6 protein-coding genes are annotated in these 18,660 nt (G+C 61.8%); 4 read left to right on the top strand and 2 right to left on the bottom strand.

Annotated features, from left to right (window positions below; all coding sequences use genetic code 11):
* Positions 1 to 9 precede the first annotated feature (9 nt).
* The gene (locus AACY11_RS21565) at positions 10 to 1,800 is read right to left on the bottom strand and encodes an acyclic terpene utilization AtuA family protein (protein ID WP_339431234.1); all 1,791 of its coding nucleotides are present in this window, start codon (positions 1,798 to 1,800) and stop codon (positions 10 to 12) included.
* A 184-nt stretch (positions 1,801 to 1,984) separates the two neighbouring features.
* Between AACY11_RS21565 and AACY11_RS21570 the strand changes: the two genes are divergently transcribed.
* From AACY11_RS21570 to AACY11_RS21580, 3 genes are all read left to right on the top strand, one after another.
* Complete coding sequence (locus AACY11_RS21570; protein ID WP_221729157.1) at positions 1,985 to 2,608, top strand: TetR/AcrR family transcriptional regulator; 624 nt, start codon at positions 1,985 to 1,987, stop codon at positions 2,606 to 2,608.
* Positions 2,609 to 2,700: 92 nt separating this feature from the next.
* A complete protein-coding gene (locus tag AACY11_RS21575; RefSeq protein ID WP_339431235.1) occupies positions 2,701 to 3,498 on the top strand; it encodes a substrate-binding periplasmic protein in 798 nt (265 codons plus the stop codon).
* Positions 3,499 to 3,584: 86 nt separating this feature from the next.
* Positions 3,585 to 4,598 (top strand): GNAT family N-acetyltransferase, encoded by a 1,014-nt coding sequence (locus AACY11_RS21580; RefSeq protein WP_339495689.1) that lies wholly within the window; start codon positions 3,585 to 3,587, stop codon positions 4,596 to 4,598.
* A gap of 137 nt (positions 4,599 to 4,735) precedes the next feature.
* Here AACY11_RS21580 and AACY11_RS21585 read toward each other — a convergent pair whose 3' ends face one another.
* On the bottom strand, positions 4,736 to 5,290 hold the full coding sequence (locus AACY11_RS21585) for an RNA polymerase factor sigma-70 (RefSeq protein WP_339431237.1): 555 nt from the start codon (positions 5,288 to 5,290) through the stop codon (positions 4,736 to 4,738).
* Positions 5,291 to 5,656: 366 nt separating this feature from the next.
* Here AACY11_RS21585 and AACY11_RS21590 point away from each other — a divergent pair, with 366 nt between their 5' ends.
* Positions 5,657 to 18,655: a non-ribosomal peptide synthetase gene (locus tag AACY11_RS21590; protein WP_339495690.1), complete on the top strand. Its 12,999-nt coding sequence runs from the start codon at positions 5,657 to 5,659 to the stop codon at positions 18,653 to 18,655.
* The last annotated feature ends 5 nt before the right edge of the window (positions 18,656 to 18,660 follow it).

Raw genomic sequence — 18,660 nt, forward strand, 5'->3', positions numbered from 1 at the left:
AACAATCCTCTAGTCGAGCTGTTCGGCGATGCTCTGCGGCACCGGGATCTGGATTTCCAGCAGTTGCTGGGCGAAGGCTTTGCCTTGCGGATCGATACGCAGACTGGCCACGCCACCGCCGCCGAGAGCGTTTTCCAGGAGAAAATTCAAACTGTGGGTGCCCGGCAGGTACCAGCGTTCGACCCGACCGTGGAGCGGGTCGAGGACGTGGCTCATCCAGTCGACGATGACCGCTGGGGTCAGCGCTTCAGCGATCCATGGCAGGTATTCAGGCTTGCGCGGCATCACACCGATGTTGCTGTGGTTGCCCTTGTCGCCAGAGCGCGCCACGGCGAGTTTCACCAACGCGACGCTGGCGTCGGCGCGGCCCTCAGGTTTTGGTGGTTGATCGGCGATGGGCAGGTTCTGGCTGTCGAGAGCAATCAATGCGGGCAGGGCGCAGGGGTGTCGCTCACCGGCCTGGTCGATTTGCAGGGTGCAGGCACTTTTATCGATCAGGAACGAGAACAGACGAATGACCGGGTACACCGTCGGCCGGCCGCCGACGATGCCGGTGAGCCCCGGCGCCATGCCCGTGGCAGCCTGGGCGATCTCCCGGGAGAACAGGATCAGCGCTTGCTTGTTCGGATGGCGTACAGCCAGTTTGATCACCACCTCTCGCGTGTCGCGACGCTGGCCATGGGGGCCATAAGTGGCTTCACTGCCGAGCAGTTCGAGGCTGGTTTCGCTGTAGGGCATCCAGCCACGCTGGCTGAACATTTGCGCAGTCTTGTCGATAATGGCCTGACCGACGCGGCGTGCCTTTGCCACCGCGTCAATGCCGGCGATCAGGCAACTGGCGGTGCAGCGAAAACCGTCCGGGTACGTGGCACTGACTTTGTATTTGTCACTGGGCGGCAGGCCTTTGGCACCCTGTACATGCACCCCGTTTTTGCCCTGCTGCTGTAGTTTGACCTGACTGAAATTGCAGACCACATCGGGCAACAGATACGCCTGTGGATCGCCGATTTCATAGAGCAACTGTTCGCCGACGGTCAGCGGTGTGACCAGTCCGCCGGAGCCCTCGGGCTTGCTGACGATGAATTGGCTGTCGGCGCTGACCTCTACGATCGGGAAGCCGATGTGCTCGTAATCCGGAACATCGCGCCAATCGGTGAAATTACCGCCGGTACATTGCGCACCGCATTCGATGATATGCCCGGCCAGCGCGGCTTGGGCGAGTTTGTCGTAGTCATGCCACGACCAGCCGAACTCGTGCACCAGCGCTGCACTGACCACGGCACTGTCGACCACCCGCCCGGTGATGACGATGTCGGCGCCCAGGCGCAGTGCCTCGACAATGCCCGGTGCGCCGAGGTAGGCGTTGGTCGACACGCACATTGGTGGCAGCGGGGCGCCGCTGAACATCTCGGTGATGCCTTGGCCGGTGAGTGACTTGAGTTGCGGTTGCAGGTCATCGCCCAGCAGCACGGCGATTTTCAGCGCAGTGCCAGCCTTGTCACAGGCGGCTTGCAGGGCGGCGGCGCAAGCCAGCGGGTTGACCCCGCCGGCATTACTGATGACACGGATTTTCTGCTCGGCCAGTTGCGGCAGTAGCGGCGTCAGCACGTCGATGAAGTCGCTGGCGAATCCGGTCTGTGGGTCTTTCATGCGTGCGCCAGCCATGATCGACAGGGTGATCTCGGCCAGGTAATCGAACACCAGATAATCCAGGCGTCCTCCTGCCACAAGCTGAGCGGCGGCGGTCGACGTGTCACCCCAAAAGGCACTGGCGCATCCGATGCGGACGGTGGTTGGCATTTTTATCTCCGACTCAGGAACCTGCGACAGAAGTGTCTGGAGGCTACCAAGCAAGCGCTTGGTTTGTAAACACTTGAAACTATCTTCTGCCCGAGCGCTTGCTTGGTCGTCGCCAGCGGCTTAAATTGCGCGCAACCCTGCGGTTTCAGGGGGCAACAGACTGATCGACTGTAGGAGAGAACGGGTGGACGAGCAAAAAGCCCTCAGGGTCATGCGCGAATTGGTCGATGCAGGCCAGTTGACCGACCCGGACAGCGCTCGCGGCAAACTGCTGCAGGTGGCGGCTCATCTGTTCCGCAATAAAGGCTATGAACGCACCACGGTGCGCGATCTGGCCGGCGCGGTGGGGATTCAGTCGGGCAGCATTTTTCATCACTTCAAAAGCAAAGATGAAATTCTCCGTGCCGTGATGGAAGAAACCATTCGTTACAACACCGCGTTGATGCGCGCAGCGCTCGCCGAAGCGACCAGCGTGCGTGAGCGGGTGTTGGCGCTGATCCGTTGCGAGTTGCAGTCGATCATGGGCGGCAGCGGCGAAGCGATGGCGGTGCTGGTCTATGAATGGCGCTCTTTGTCCGAGGAAGGTCAGGCCAAGGTTCTCGCGTTGCGCGATGTCTATGAAGACATCTGGCTGCAAGTGCTCGGTGAGGCCAAGGACGCCGGGTTTATCCGCGGCGATGTATTTATTACCCGACGTTTCCTCACTGGCGCACTGTCCTGGACGACCACTTGGTTTCGCGCGGGTGGCAGTTTGAGCCTTGATCAGTTGGCGGATGAAGCCCTGATTCTGGTCCTCGAAGAGCGTTGAGGCGCTTTCTATCCGTCCGGGAAACTGGCTAACTGGGCAAAACCGCCTAGCTTGAATGCATTGATCGATATTTTTTCGGGGAGTGGGGTGTTTTGAAGTTTTCGCCAATTCGGACAGTCGCGGGGTTAGCGCTCGCAGTGCTGGCTGCACTATGGGTATTGCCCGCTCAGGCAGCGCAATTGGTTCGGGTCGGCGCGGCGCATTTTCCGCCTTACACCGTTCGCCCGGAAAACGGTGCCGATACCGGTCTGTTACCCCAGTTGGTTGAGGCGCTTAATCGCCTGCAAAGCGACTATCAGTTCGTGCTTGTGCCGACGTCGATTCCCCGACGTTTCGGCGATTTCAAGCAAGGCCGGATCGACATGGCAATCTTCGAGAACCCTGATTGGGGCTGGAAGGAGATTCCCCACACCGACGTCGACATGGGCCTTGAAGATGCCGAGATCTTCGTCGCGCAGCGCGAGGAGGGTCGCCAGCAGAACTACTTTGCCGACCTCACCGGCAAACGCCTGGCGTTGTTCAGTGGTTATCACTACGAATTTGCCAACTTCAACGCCGACCAAAAATTCCTCACGCAGCATTTCAACGCCACGCTAACCTATTCCCACGACAGCAACCTGCTGATGGTGCTGCGCGGGCGGGCGGATATCGCGCTGGTGACCCGCTCCTATTTGAGTGATTACCTGCTGCGTAACGAAAAGGTGCGCGATGAGTTGTTGGTGTCGCAACGCATTGATCAGGTCTATCACCACTACGCCATTCTTCGCCCGACCGCGCCGATCAGTGGCGAAGCGTTCGGCAAGCTGCTACAGGGTTTGCGCGACAACGGCGAGATGCTGAAGATTTTCCAGCCGTACCAGATTGCCGTGGTGCCAGTGCCTCATCGCTGAGGCACTGATTGACCTCCAAACCTAAATTTCCCCTCTTGGCTCACGTTCCATCGTTTAACTGTCAACGATTACCGTGAGCCCGACCCATGTCCAATCTGAATGACCTGACTGCCCTGGCCTTGCCATCGGGCAGCCAATTGGTAGCCGATGCAACCGAAAGCCGTCTGAGCCTGAGTCTGGACGGGCAACCGTTGATTCGTCTGCGTCTGGATCGCGAGGCCAAGGGGCCGATCCAGATCGATGAGCGTTTTGCCCTGCCGCCAGGCCAGGCGCTGTGGGCTGCCTGTTACTGGCTGTTCGCGCGGGACCCGCAGTGCCAGCAATTGACTTGGCAACTGGATCAGCCACCGACGCAGGCCTTGCTCAGCGGTTTGCTGGTGAGCACCGACGTGGCGGGTGAATACCGCTGCGAACGCACGCTGTTCTGGCAACTGCCGCAACCGTGGCTCGGCGCTTCGCTGACTGGCAGCTATCCGCAGCAAATGGTTGTCAGCGCTGGCAAGCGCCATCCGTTGCGACCGGTGAAGCCGCGCGGCGAGGTTTATCGGCGTTTTGATGCGCGTCTGGGCGCTTGGATTTCCCTGCGTACCGTCGAAATCGAAGCAGACCTGCCGCGCTTCAATCGCTGGCAGAACAGTCCGCGGGTGGCCAGTTTCTGGCAGGAAGAGGGCAGCCTTGAACAGCATCGCGACTACCTGACCAAGCTTGACACCGACCCGCACACCCTGACCCTGATCGGTTGTTTCGATGATCAGCCGTTTGCCTATTTCGAAGCCTATTGGGCCAAGGAGGATCGCATTGCACCGTTCTACGACGCGGACAATTACGATCGCGGCATTCACATGCTGGTAGGGGAGGAAGATCACCGTGGCCCGCACAAAGTGGCGAGTTGGTTATCGGCGCTGGTGCATTACCTGTTTCTCGATGATCCGCGCACTCAACGGGTGGTCGCTGAACCCCGTGCAGACAACGCGAAGATGATCGGCCATATGCAGAACCAGTGCTTTCATTGCGAGAAAGAGTTCGACTTCCCGCACAAACGCGCAGCGCTGATGATTCTGGGGCGTGAGCGGTTTTTTGATCGGTGCACATTGGCTTGATGATCGGGCCTCAGGATCTGAGTGATCCAGAGGCCGCCTTCGTGAGCAGGCTCGCGTCCACATGGGTTTGATGAACAAGACAAATCCAGTATGGAAGCTAGCCTGCTCGCGATTGGGAGCGCTGAAAACTCTGCGGGTTAGCGACGACCCACCGCCACGGCATCCCGACGACTGCCCGAGACCTTGCGGCAGTGCACCAGCGCATCACGAATCATGAAGTTGACCAGGGTCGGCGAAACGCCGAGTTCCTTGGCGATGTCCTTTTGCGGCACACCGTGCAAGCGGTACATCTCGAACGCATAGCGAGTGCGGCTGGGCAGCTCGGTCAGGGCGTCGGCGATGTGTTCCAGGGTCGAGAAGTTGATGTGCGAGATTTCTGGCGAAGCACCCTGAATGACTACGTTCAGCCCTTCCTCTTCAGGGCCGGAATACTTCTGCTCCAACGCCTGTTTGCGGTAGTGATCGATGGCCAGGTTGCGCACGATCTGGAACAGGTAGCTCAGTTGAGCCTTGATCGACGAGGTGATCTGTGGCGCCGATTGCAGTCGGAAAAACGCATCCTGCACCACGTCTTCGGCCCGCGATCGGCAGCCGGTAATGCGCGCTGCAATTTTGACCAGAATCAGTCGGTTGTCGACAAAGGCCTGAAGTAGCGGTGAATCGCACCTGCCTGTGGATACTTGTTCCGTCATGGAAATCACCTTGCTGCCAATAGGTTAGTGGGGCGCCTGGGGGAGGGGCGTCCTACACATCGAGCGACAAATTATGTTGAATGATAATGATTGTCAATTGAGAAAGAGAATTAATGATCCATGAAGGTGCGGTCTGGGAGGTGCGACACGCCGCCGCACCCCGGCGCCATTGGCTAGCCCGCTTGGCGACTAATTATTTCAAGACGTCGTCCGTTCTCATTGGTGAATGGTTGCGGGGTCACCACCCCGGCCAGACAGCATTCCCATGCCTTGCGTGGTCGGCGTAGACCGCGCCCTGCATGCCCTCGAAGGGCGTGACGCAGCAACCCGATTCCACTAGCAAGCCGAATTCAGGCAGGACACCCAATGACCGACGCGTTCGAACTCCCCAGCACCCTGGTCCACGCCCTCCAGCGCCGCGCGGCCCTGACGCCGGATCGACTGGCCTTGCGTTTTCTCGCCGAAAACGAAGAGCAGGCTGTGGTGCTCAGTTATCGCGAACTCGATCAGCGTGCACGCAGCATTGCTGGCGCGTTGCAGGCCGAAGCCGGGTTCGGTGATCGTGCGGTGCTGCTGTTTCCCAGCGGCCCGGATTACGTCGCGGCGTTCTTTGGTTGTCTGTACGCGGGGGTGATCGCGGTACCGGCCTATCCACCGGAGTCTGCCCGTCGTCACCATCAGGCGCGATTGCTGTCGATCATCGCCGACGCCGAACCGCGTCTGTTGCTGACCAGTGCAGATCTGCGTGACGCCTTGCAGCAGATCGAAGGGGCGCCGCCGTTGCTGTGCGTCGACACCCTCGACAACGCTCTGGCCGAGCGTTGGGTTGAACCGACCCTGTCGCCGGATCACATCGCCTTCCTGCAATACACCTCCGGCTCCACCGCGTTGCCCAAAGGCGTGCAAGTCAGCCACGGCAATCTGGTGGCCAACGAATTGCTGATCCGACACGGTTTTGGTATCGACGTGAACCCCGACGACGTGATCGTCAGTTGGCTGCCGCTGTACCACGACATGGGGCTGATTGGCGGTTTGCTCCAGCCGATTTTCAGCGGTGTGCCGTGCATCCTGATGTCGCCGGCGTACTTCCTCGGCCGGCCGTTGCGCTGGCTCGAAGCGATCAGCCAATACGGCGGCACCATCAGCGGCGGGCCGGATTTCGCTTACCGCTTGTGCAGCGAACGGGTCAGCGAATCGGCGCTTGAGCGTCTCGACCTGAGCCGCTGGCGTGTGGCGTATTCCGGCTCCGAGCCGATCCGCCTCGACACCCTGCAACGTTTCGCCGAAAAGTTCACCGTGTGCGGTTTCAGTGAAGACAGTTTCATGGCCTCGTACGGCCTGGCCGAAGCCACACTGTTTGTCGCCGGCACACCGCGCGGCACGGGCATTGCTGCGCTGCGCGTGGACGATCAGGCGCTGGCACAAAACCGCGCCGAGCCGGGTGACGGCAGCCCGATCATGAGTTGTGGCATCAGTCAGCCGGAACATGCGGTGCTGATCGTCGACCCCGCCCGTCTTGAAGCACTTGCCGATAACGCCGTCGGTGAAGTCTGGGCGGCCGGCCCGAGCATTGCTCAGGGCTATTGGCGCAACCCCGAGGCCAGTGCCAAGACCTTCGTTCAGCACGCCGGTCGCACCTGGCTGCGCACGGGTGACCTGGGTTTCAGCCGCGACGGTGAGCTGTTCATCACCGGTCGTTTGAAAGACATGCTGATCGTGCGCGGTCACAACCTGTATCCGCAGGACATTGAGCAAATCGTCGAGCGCGAAGTGGAAGTGGTGCGCAAGGGGCGCGTGGCCGCGTTTGCGATCAGCCAGGATGGCGAAGAGGGCATCGGCATTGCCGCAGAAATCAGCCGCAGCGTGCAGAAAATCCTGGCGCCCGAAGCGCTGATCAACGCGATTCGCCAAGCGGTGGCCGAGGCTTGTCAGCAAGCACCGAGCGTGGTGGTGCTGCTCAATCCGGGCGCGTTGCCGAAGACGTCCAGCGGCAAACTTCAGCGCTCGGCCTGCCGCCTTCGTCTGGCCGATGGCAGCCTCGACAGCTACGCGCTGTTCCCTTCGGCTGCAGCCTCCAGCACCGAACCGGCCGTGCCAACCACTGACCTGCAAGCCCTGATCGGCCACATCTGGGCCGAGCAATTGAACGTCAAACAGGTCAACAACGATGACCACTTCTTCCTGCTCGGCGGTAACTCCATCGCCGCCACCCAAGTGATCGCCCGTGTTCGCGAAGCACTCGGCCTGGAACTGAACCTGCGCCTGCTGTTTGAAGCGCCGACCCTGTCTGCTTTTGCCGCCGCCGTGGCGCAACAGCAAGAAGATGGCGGCCACGCTCAGGGCGCAATCGCCGTTGTGCCGCGCACTGAGCCGATGGCGCAATCGCTGGCACAAAATCGTTTGTGGATCACCTGGCAACTGGACCCGCAAAGCAGCGCTTACACCATTCCCGGTGCCTTGCGTTTGCGCGGTGAGCTGGACGAAGACGCCTTGCGCCGCAGCTTTGAGCAACTGATCGAACGCCACGAATCCCTGCGCACGCGCTTCTTGGAGCGTGACGGCGTGGCCCTGCAGCAAGTCGATGCGACGGCTCAATTCAACCTGCAACGGATCGACATCAGCGATCTGCCATTGCATGCGCGTGAAACCCGTGCGCAACAAATCCGCGAGGACGAAGCGCGCACTCCCTTTGATCTGCAAAAAGGTCCGTTGCTGTGGGTGAAGCTGATTCGTCTCGATGACGAAGACCACCAACTGCTGGTGACGATGCATCACATCATCGCTGATGGCTGGTCGCTGAACGTGCTGATCGATGAGTTCTCGCGCCTGTATGCCGCCGCCTCCCAAGGTGCTACCGCCCGTCTCGCGTCGTTGCCTACTCAGTACGCCGACTACGGCAGTTGGCAGCGTCAATGGCTGGCGCAAGGCGAGGGCGAGCGGCAACTGGCGTACTGGAAAGCGCAGTTGGGCGATGAGCATCCGACCCTGGCACTGGCCACCGATCATCCGCGCTCGGCTCAGCAACTTCATAGCGCCGCACGACACACGGTGCGTCTGAGCGTCAGCCTCAGCGAAGCGATCCGCAACACCGCGCAGGCGCACGAAGCGACGCCGTTCATGCTGCTGCTCTCGGCCTTCCAGAGTCTGTTGCACCGCTACAGCGGCCAGCGTGATATTCGCATCGGCGTGCCCAATGCCAACCGTCCGCGCCTGGAAACCCAGGGTCTGATTGGCTTCTTCATCAACACCCAAGTGCTGCGCGCGGAAGTCGATTCGCGCTCGTCGTTTGTCCAATTGCTGGCCCAGACCCGCCACGCCGTACTCGGTGCCCAGGCCCATCAGGATCTGCCGTTCGAACAACTGCTCGAAGCCTTCCCGCAGGCCCGTGAGCAAGGCCTGTTCCAGGTCATGTTCAACCACCAGCAACGCGATCTGAGTGCGCTCAAACGTCTGCCGGGTCTGCTCGCCGAGGAACTGCCGTGGCACAGCCGCGAAGCCAAGTTCGACCTGCAACTGCACAGCGAAGAAGACCGCAACGGGCGCCTGACCCTGTCCTTCGACTACGCCAATGAGCTGTTTGACGCCGCGACCATCGAGCGTCTGGCCGAGCATTTCAGCAACGTGTTGCGTGAGGTCTGTGAACGTCCGCAACAAGCCATCGGCGACCTGCAACTGTTGGCTGCCGCCGAGCACGATCAACAGCAACAGTGGAGCATTGCGCCGTGTACTGCGGCGCAACAATGGCTGCCGGAACTGCTCAATGAACAGGCACGCCAGACCCCCGAGCGCAGTGCACTGGTCTGGGAGGGCGGCAGCCTCGACTTTGCCCAGTTGCACACACAAGCCAACCGCCTTGCGCATTACCTGCGCGATAAAGGCGTTGGCCCGGATGTCTGCGTGGCCATCGCCGCCGAGCGTTCGCCGCAACTGTTGATCGGCCTGCTGGCGATCATCAAGGCAGGCGGCGCCTACGTGCCGCTGGACCCGGATTATCCGGCCGATCGCTTGGCCTACATGCTCAGCGACAGCGGCGTTGAACTGCTGCTGACCCAGACCGCACTGCTCGACCGCTTGCCGGCCAGCGAGGGTGTCAGCGTCATCGCCATGGACGCGCTGCATTTGGAGAACTGGCCAAGCCAGGCACCGGGTCTGTGCCTGCACGGCGACAACCTTGCCTACGTGATTTACACCTCCGGTTCCACCGGCCAACCCAAAGGCGTCGGCAACACCCACGCGGCGCTCGCTGAACGTTTGCAGTGGATGCAGAACAGCTATCGCCTCAACGAAACCGACGTGCTGATGCACAAAGCGCCGATCAGTTTCGACGTGTCGGTGTGGGAGTGCTTCTGGCCGCTGATCACCGGTGCCCGTTTGCTGATCGCCGGCCCCGGCGAGCACCGCGATCCGCATCGCATCGCCCAACTGGTCCAGCAGTACGGCGTGACCACGCTGCACTTCGTGCCGCCGCTGCTGGCGTTGTTTATCGACGAGCCACTCAGCGCCGAGTGCACCAGCCTGCGCCGGGTCTTCTCTGGCGGTGAAGCCTTGCCGGCGGAGCTGCGCAACCGCGTGCTCGCGCAATGGCCGGCGGTGCAACTGCACAACCGTTATGGCCCGACCGAAACCGCGATCAACGTCACCCATTGGCATTGCACCCGCGCCGATGGCGAGCGCTCGCCGATTGGCCGACCGCTGGGCAATGTGGTCTGCCGTGTGCTCGACGCCGATCTCAATCCAGTACCGGCCGGTGTACCCGGTGAACTGTGCATCAGCGGTAGCGGTCTGGCCCGTGGTTATCTCGCCCGCCCGGCACTGACCGCCGAACGTTTCGTGGCCGATCCATTGGGCGAGCAGGGCGCGCGGCTGTACCGCACTGGCGACCGCGCTCGCTGGACGTCGGATGGAGTGATCGAATACCTCGGCCGTCTCGATCAGCAGGTCAAACTGCGCGGTTTTCGCGTAGAACCGGAAGAAATCGAAGCGCGTCTGCTCGCTCAGGACGGCGTTGCCCAAGCCGTGGTGCAGGTGCGCGAGACCGCCGCCGGTGCGCAACTGATTGGCTATTTCACGGCCCTTGATGGCCGCGAAAATCAGGACGCGCAGATCATTCGCCTGAAAACCGCATTGGCCGCCGAACTGCCGCAATACATGGTTCCGGCGCAACTGATGCGTCTGGACGAAATGCCCCTGAGCCCAAGCGGCAAACTCGATCGCCGCGCCTTGCCAGCGCCGCAATGGCAAGTGCGCGAACACGTCGAACCGGTCTCTGCGCTTGAGCAACAGATCGCCGGCATTTGGCGCGAAGTGCTCTGTCTGGCGAAAATCGGTCTGCGCGACGATTTCTTCGCCCTCGGCGGCCACTCGTTGCTGGCCACGCAAATCATCTCGCGTACTCGTCAGGCCTGCGACGTCGAACTGCCGTTGCGCGCCTTGTTCGAACACAGCGAACTCGGCGACTTCGCCGAGCAGATTCGCCTGATCCAGGTCAGTGGCCGCACCAACCGACAACCGCCGATTGCTGAAGTTGATCGCCGTCAGTCGGTGCCGCTGTCCTACTCACAGCAACGCATGTGGTTCCTCTGGCAAATGGAACCGGACAGCCCGGCGTACAACGTCGGCGGCATGGCGCGCCTGCGGGGCGTGTTGCATGTCGAGCATTTCGAGGCGGCATTGCAGGCGCTGATCCTGCGCCACGAAACCCTGCGCACCACGTTCCCCAGCGTCGACGGCGTGGCCCGTCAGCAAGTGCATGCCCAAACCGGTGTACGCATGGGCTGGAAGGATTTCTCCCAACTCGCCGCTGAGGTGCGTGAGCAAAACGTCCAGCAACTGGCCGACGCAGAGGCGCACCTGCCGTTCGACCTGGAAACCGGTCCGTTGCTGCGCGCCTGCCTGGTCAAGACTGCCGATCAGGAACATTACTTCGTCCTGACCCTGCACCACATTGTCACCGAAGGCTGGGCGATGGACATCTTTGCCCGCGAACTCAGCGCGTTGTACGAGGCGTTCGTCGATGACCGCGATTCGCCGCTCGAGCCGCTGCCGGTGCAATACCTCGACTACAGCGTCTGGCAGCGCGACTGGCTGGAGTCCGGCGAGCGTCAGCGCCAACTCGACTACTGGACGGCGCAATTGGGCCGCGAACATCCGCTGCTGGAATTGCCGGGCGACCGTCCGCGCCCGCCAGTGCAAAGCCATCAGGGTGAACTGTTTCGCTTCGATCTGAGCGACGGTCTCGCCGCACGGGTTCGGGCGTTCAATGCGCAAAACGGTCTGACCCTGTTCATGACCATGACCGCCGCCCTCGCCACGCTGCTCTACCGCTACAGCGGCCAGACCGATCTGCGCATCGGCGCGCCGGTTGCCAACCGTATTCGTCCGGAAAGCGAAGGGCTGATCGGTGCGTTCCTCAACACGCAGGTGCTGCGGTGCCAGCTCGACGGGCAGATGTCGGTCGGCGAGTTGTTCGACCAGGTTCGCCATACGGTGATCGAAGGCCAGTCGCATCAGGACCTGCCGTTCGATCATCTGGTCGAGGCCTTGCAGCCACCGCGCAGCGCCGCGTACAACCCGCTGTTCCAGGTGATGTGCAACGTGCAGCGCTGGGAGTTCCAACAGAGCCGCACGCTCGCCGGCATGACTGTCGAGTACCTGGCCAACGATGCACGGGCGACCAAGTTCGACCTCAATCTGGAAGTCACCGACCTGGACCATCGCCTCGGTTGCTGCCTGACCTACAGCACGGATTTGTTCGATGAGCCGACCATCGCACGCATGGCCAGACATTGGTGCAACCTGCTCGAAGCACTGATCGCCGATCCGCAACAACGCCTCAGCGAACTGCCGCTACTCGATCAACCTGAACGCCAGCGATTGCTCGACAGCCTCGGCGTGGAACCGGGCGAGCATCGCCTTGATCAGTGCATCCATCACCTGTTCGCCGAAAAGGCTTTGGCGCGAAAAGACGCACCGGCCCTGACTTTCGCCGGACAGACCCTGAGCTACAGCGAACTCGATGCCCGCGCCAATCGTCTGGCCTGGGCGCTGCGTGAGCGCGGCGTCGGGCCGCAAGTGCGGGTTGGTCTGGCGCTGGAGCGTTCGCTGGAAATGGTCATCGGCCTGCTGGCGATCCTCAAGGCCGGCGGCGCTTATGTGCCGCTGGACCCGGAATACCCGCTCGATCGTCTGCATTACATGATCGAAGACAGCCGCATCGGGCTGCTGCTCAGTGACCGCGCCCTGTTCAAAGCCCTGGGCTCATTGCCGTCGAGCGTGGCGCGCTGGTGCCTGGAGGATGATCGCGCCGCACTGGCCGATTACCCGGCCACCGAGCTGCCCTTCATTAGCCTGCCGCAACATCAGGCGTACCTGATTTACACCTCGGGCTCGACCGGCAAACCGAAAGGCGTAGTGGTCAGTCACGGTGAAATTGCCATGCACTGCCTCGCGGTAATCGCGCGTTTTGGCATGCGTGCGGATGACTGCGAGCTGCACTTCTATTCGATCAACTTCGACGCCGCCACCGAGCGTCTGCTGGTGCCGTTGCTCAGCGGTGCGCACGTTGTGCTGCGGGCGCAAGGGCAGTGGGATGCGCAAGAAATCTGCGGGCTGATTCGCCGTCATCGCATCAACGTTCTTGGCTTTACCCCCAGCTATGGCAGCCAGTTGGCGCAATGGCTGGCGACGCAAAACGACATCCTCCCGGTGCGCATGATCATCACCGGTGGCGAAGCGTTGACCGGCGAACACCTGCAGCGCATTCGTGCAGCGTTCAAACCGAGCCTGTTCTTCAACGCTTATGGCCCGACCGAAACCGTGGTCATGCCGCTGGCGAGTCTCGCTCCCCAGGTGCTGGAAGAAGGCGCCGGCAGCGTGCCGATCGGCAGCGTGATCGGCGCGCGCGTCGCTTACATTCTCGACGCTGATCTGACGCTGGTGCCGCAAGGCGCGACGGGTGAATTGTTCGTTGGCGGCGCGGGACTGGCTCAGGCCTATCACGACCGTGCGGGCATCACCGCCGAACGCTTTGTCGCTGATCCGTTTGCGACCGATGGCGCACGCATGTACCGCACCGGCGACCTGGTGCGCCAGCGCGCCGACGGTCTGGTGGAGTACTTGGGGCGCATCGACCATCAGGTGAAAATCCGTGGTTTCCGTATCGAGTTGGGCGAAATCGAAACGCGCTTGCTCGATCACGACGCGATCCGTGAAGCGGTGGTGCTGGCACTGGACACACCGAGCGGTCAGCAATTGGTGGCCTATCTGGTGACGGCGCTTGCCGATCAAGTCGAAGCCAGACAGGCCGAACTGCGTGAAGCCCTCAAGTCGCATCTGAAGGCAAAACTGCCGGATTACATGGTGCCGACGCACCTGATTCTGCTGGCAAGCATGCCGCTGACGGCCAATGGCAAACTCGACCGCCGCGCCTTGCCGGCGCCGGATCCGGAGCTCAATCGTCAGGACTACGTCGCCCCCAACAGTGAATTGGAGCAGACCCTGGCACAGATCTGGTGCGACGTGCTCAACGTCGAACGGGTCGGTCTCAACGACAACTTCTTCGAACTCGGCGGCGACTCGATCCTGTCGATTCAAGTGGTCAGTCGTGCGCGACAGCAGGGTATTCATTTCAGCCCGCGTGATCTGTTCCAGCACCAGACCGTGCAGACGCTGGCCGCTGTGGCCAGTCGCACGCAGCAGGTGACGGCCGAACAAGGTCGGGTTGTTGGCGAGTCGCCAATGACGCCAATCCAGCACTGGTTTTTCGACACGGACATCCCTGAGCGTCAGCACTGGAACCAGGCGTTGTTGCTGGAACCGACCGTGAGGCTGGAACCTCATCGTCTGGAGCAGGCACTGTGGGCAGTGATTGAACAGCACGATGCCTTGCGCCTGCGTTTCAGCCAAGTCGCAGGCGAGTGGCAAGCGACGCATCAGCCCGTGTCTGAAGCGGTCGTGTTGTGGCAGGTGCGTGTCACGTCGATGGACAAGTGTGAAGCACTGTTCGCCGATGCCCAGCGCCGTCTCGATCTGCAAAACGGCCCGTTGCTGCGCGCTTTGCTGGTCGACGGCCCGCAAGGGCAGCAACGTCTGTTTATTGCTATCCATCACCTGGTGGTTGACGGTGTGTCGTGGCGGGTATTGCTCGACGATCTGCAAACCGTGTATCGCCAACTCGACAACGGGCAGTCGCTGAAACTGCCGGCGAAAACCAGCGCCTTCAAGGACTGGGCGGCACGCTTGCAGGCTTACGCGGGCAGCGAGTCCCTGCGTGAAGAATTGAGTTGGTGGCAGTCGCAACTGGCCGGCCCGAACGCTGACCTGCCGTGCGAAAACCCGCAGGGCGACCAACACCATCGTCACGCGCAAACCGTCAGCGTGCGACTCGATGCCGAGCGCACTCAACAACTGCTGCAAGCGGCGCCGCGTGCCTATCGCACTCAGGTCAACGACCTGCTGCTGACTGCGTTGGCCCGCGTCTTGTGCCGCTGGAGCGGTCAGCCGTCGGCGCTGATTCAACTCGAAGGCCACGGCCGCGAAACCCTGTTCGACGAGATCGACCTGACCCGCACCGTCGGCTGGTTCACCAGCGCCTATCCATTACGCCTGACCCCGCACAATATCGAAGAGGCTGCCGGGCAGGGCGCTTCGATCAAGGCGATCAAGGAACAACTGCGCGCCGTGCCGCACAAAGGTCTGGGCTATGGTGTGCTGCGTTATCTGGCCGATGACGTCTGCCAGCGCAGCATGGCGGCGTTACCGAATGCGCCGGTCACCTTCAATTACCTCGGTCAGTTCGACCAGAGTTTCGGCAGTCATGCGCTGTTCCGTCCGCTGGACGAGCCGGTCGGTGCCGCCCACGATCCACAGGCGCCGCTGCCGAACGAGTTGAGCATCGACAGTCAGATCTATGGCGGTGAACTGCTGCTGCGCTGGACCTTCAGCGCCGAGCGTTACAACGCGCAGACCATCAATGAGCTGGCCGCTGCCTACCTCGGCGAACTGCAAAGCCTGATCGCTCACTGCGTGCAAAGCGAGGCCGGCGGCCTGACGCCGTCGGACTTCCCGCTGGCCAAACTGACCCAGGCACAACTCGATGCCTTGCCGGTGCCGGCCGCGCACATCGAAGACGTCTATCCGCTGACCCCAATGCAGGAAGGCATGCTCCTGCACACCTTGCTCGAACCGGGCACCGGTCTGTACTACATGCAGGATCGTTATCGCATCAACAGCGAACTCGACCCCGAGCGTTTCGCTCAGGCCTGGCAAGCGGTGGTCGCCCGTCACGAAGCGTTGCGTGCGTCGTTCTGCTGGAACGTCGGCGAAGACATGCTGCAAGTGATCCACACCCCGGGGCGCACGCCGATCGAATATCTGGACTGGAGCGCCATCGCCGACACCGAGCAGGAACCCAAGCTGCAAGCGCTGCTCAAAAGCGAGCGCGAGGCCGGCTTCGATCTGCTCGATCAGGCACCGTTCCACCTGCGTCTGATCAAGGTTGGCGCGGCGCGTTACTGGTTCATGATGAGCAACCACCACATCCTTATCGATGCCTGGTGCCGTTCGTTGTTGATGAACGACTTCTTCGAGATCTACACCGCCCTCGGCGAGGGCCGCGAAGCACAGTTGTCGGTGCCGCCGCGCTATCGCGATTACATCGCTTGGTTGCAACGCCAGAGCCTGGCCGAGGCGCGGCAGTGGTGGCAGCAGAATCTGCAAGGGTTCGAACGCACCACGCCGATCCCCAGCGACCGGCCGTTCCTGCGTGAACACGCCGGTGACAGCGGCGGCATGATCGTCGGCGACCGCTACACCCGTCTCAATGTCGAGGACGGTGCACGTCTGCGTGAGCTGGCGCAGGCCCACCAACTGACCATCAACACCTTCGCCCAAGCGGCGTGGGCACTGGTGCTGCGACGCCTGAGCGGTGATCGTGACGTGCTATTTGGTGTCACCGTGGCCGGGCGTCCGGTGGACATGCCGCAGATGCAACGCACCGTTGGCCTGTTCATCAACAGTGTCGCGCTGCGGGTGCAGATGCCGGCGGACGATCAGCGCTGTGGCGTGCGTCAGTGGCTCAGTGGTCTGCTCGACAGCAACATGCAACTGCGCGAGTACGAATACCTGCCGCTGGTGAACATTCAGGAACAGAGCGAATTGCCCAAAGGCCAGCCGCTGTTCGACAGCCTGTTCGTGTTTGAAAACGCCCCGGTGGAAGTCTCGGTGCTGGACCGGGCGCAGAGCCTGAATGCAACCTCGGATTCGGGCCGCACCCACACCAACTTCCCGCTGACGGCGGTGTGCTACCCGGGCGATGACCTCGGTCTGCACCTGTCTTATGACCAGCGTTATTTCGACGAATCGACGGTCGAGCGCATGCTCGGCGAGTTCAAGCGACTGCTGCTGGCGCTGATCGACGGCTTCCATGGTGACATGGCCGATTTGCCGCTGCTGGGTCGCGAAGAACAAGATTTTCTGCTGCACGGCTGCAACCAGAGCGCTCACGACTATCCGTTGGAGCACAGCTACGTGTCGCTGTTCGAAGCGCAGGTTGCGCAACATCCGCAACGCATCGCCGCCCGTTATCTCGATCAGCAATTGAGCTACGAGGCGCTGAACCACAACGCCAACCGCCTTGGTCATGCACTGGTTGCGGCCGGCGTGCAGATGGATCAACCGGTGGCGTTGCTGGCCGAACGTAACCTCGATCTGCTGGGCATGATCATCGGCAGCTTCAAGGCCGGTGCCGGTTACCTGCCGCTGGACCCGGGCCTGCCGAGTCAGCGTCTGCAACGGATCATCGAACTGAGCCGCACGCCGGTGCTGGTGTGCAGCGAGGCGTGCCGTGAACAGGCGCAGGTCTTGCTGGACGAATTCAGTTGCGCCAACCGCCCACGGTTGTTGGTCTGGGAAGAGGTTCAGGCCCTGGCGACGTCGATGGAAAACCCGGGCATTCACAGTGGCCCGGACAACCTCGCTTATGTGATCTACACCTCGGGCTCCACCGGTTTGCCGAAGGGTGTGATGGTCGAACAGCGCGGCATGCTCAACAACCAGTTGAGCAAGCGCCCGTACCTCGATTTGAGCGAGGCCGACGTGATCGCGCAGACCGCTTCGCAAAGCTTCGACATTTCCGTCTGGCAGTTCCTCGCCGCGCCGCTGTTCGGGGCGCGAGTGGACATCGTGCCGAACACCATCGCCCACGATCCGCAAGGTTTGCTGGCGCATGTGCAGGTGCAGGGCATCACTGTGCTGGAGAGCGTGCCGTCACTGATTCAGGGCATGCTGGCCTCGGATCACCTGAGCCTCGACGGTCTGCGCTGGATGCTACCGACCGGCGAGGCGATGCCGCCGGAGCTGGCGCACCAATGGCTGCAGCGTTACCCGCAGATCGGTCTGGTCAACGCTTACGGCCCGGCGGAATGTTCCGATGACGTGGCGTTCTACCGTGTGGACATGGCCTCGACTCGCGGCAGCTATCTGCCGATCGGCACACCCACCGACAACAACGTGCTGCATCTGCTTGATGGCGCGCTGGAACTGGTGCCGTTGGGTGCGGTGGGGGAATTGTGCGTGGCCGGCACCGGGGTCGGGCGCGGTTATGTCAGCGATCCGCTGCGCACTGCGCCGGTGTTTGTACCGAATCCGTTCGGTGCGCCGGGCGAGCGTCTGTATCGCACCGGTGACCTGGCGCGGCGGCGTAGCGATGGCGTGCTGGAATACGTCGGCCGCGTCGATCATCAGGTGAAGATTCGCGGTTACCGGATCGAATTGGGTGAGATCGAAGCGCGTCTGCACGAACAACCGCAAGTGCGCGATGCGGCGGTCGGGGTGCAGGAGGGCGTCAACGGCAAGCACTTGGTCGGCTATCTGGTTGCGGCGGATTGCGCGCTCAACCCCGACGAACGTCTGGAGCGCATCAAACAACGCCTGCGCAGCGAATTGCCGGAGTACATGGTGCCGCTGCACTGGTTGTGGCTTGCGCAGTTGCCGCTCAACAGCAACGGCAAACTGGATCGCAAAGCGTTGCCGGCGCTGGAGATCGGTCAGTTGCAGAGCCGCGATTATCGGGCGCCACGCAATGAGCTTGAGCAGACCCTGGCGGGTATTTGGGCTGAGGTGTTGAAGGTCGAGAAGGTCGGCGTGCGCGACAACTTCTTCGAGCTGGGCGGGCATTCTTTGCTGGCCACGCAGATTGCTTCGCGGGTGCAGAAAACCCTGCAACGCGACGTGCCGCTGCGGGCGATGTTCGAGTGCAGCACGGTCGAGGCGCTGGCCGAATACATTGAGGGGCTGGCGGCCAGCGATATCACCGAGGAGAAGGTGGATCGCTTGAATGATCTGATGGCGCAGCTGGAGGGTTTGTAGTCTCC

Source organism: Pseudomonas sp. RA_105y_Pfl2_P56 (assembly GCF_963970845.1).
In the GTDB taxonomy this organism is placed as follows: Bacteria; Pseudomonadota; Gammaproteobacteria; order Pseudomonadales; family Pseudomonadaceae; genus Aquipseudomonas; species Aquipseudomonas baetica_A.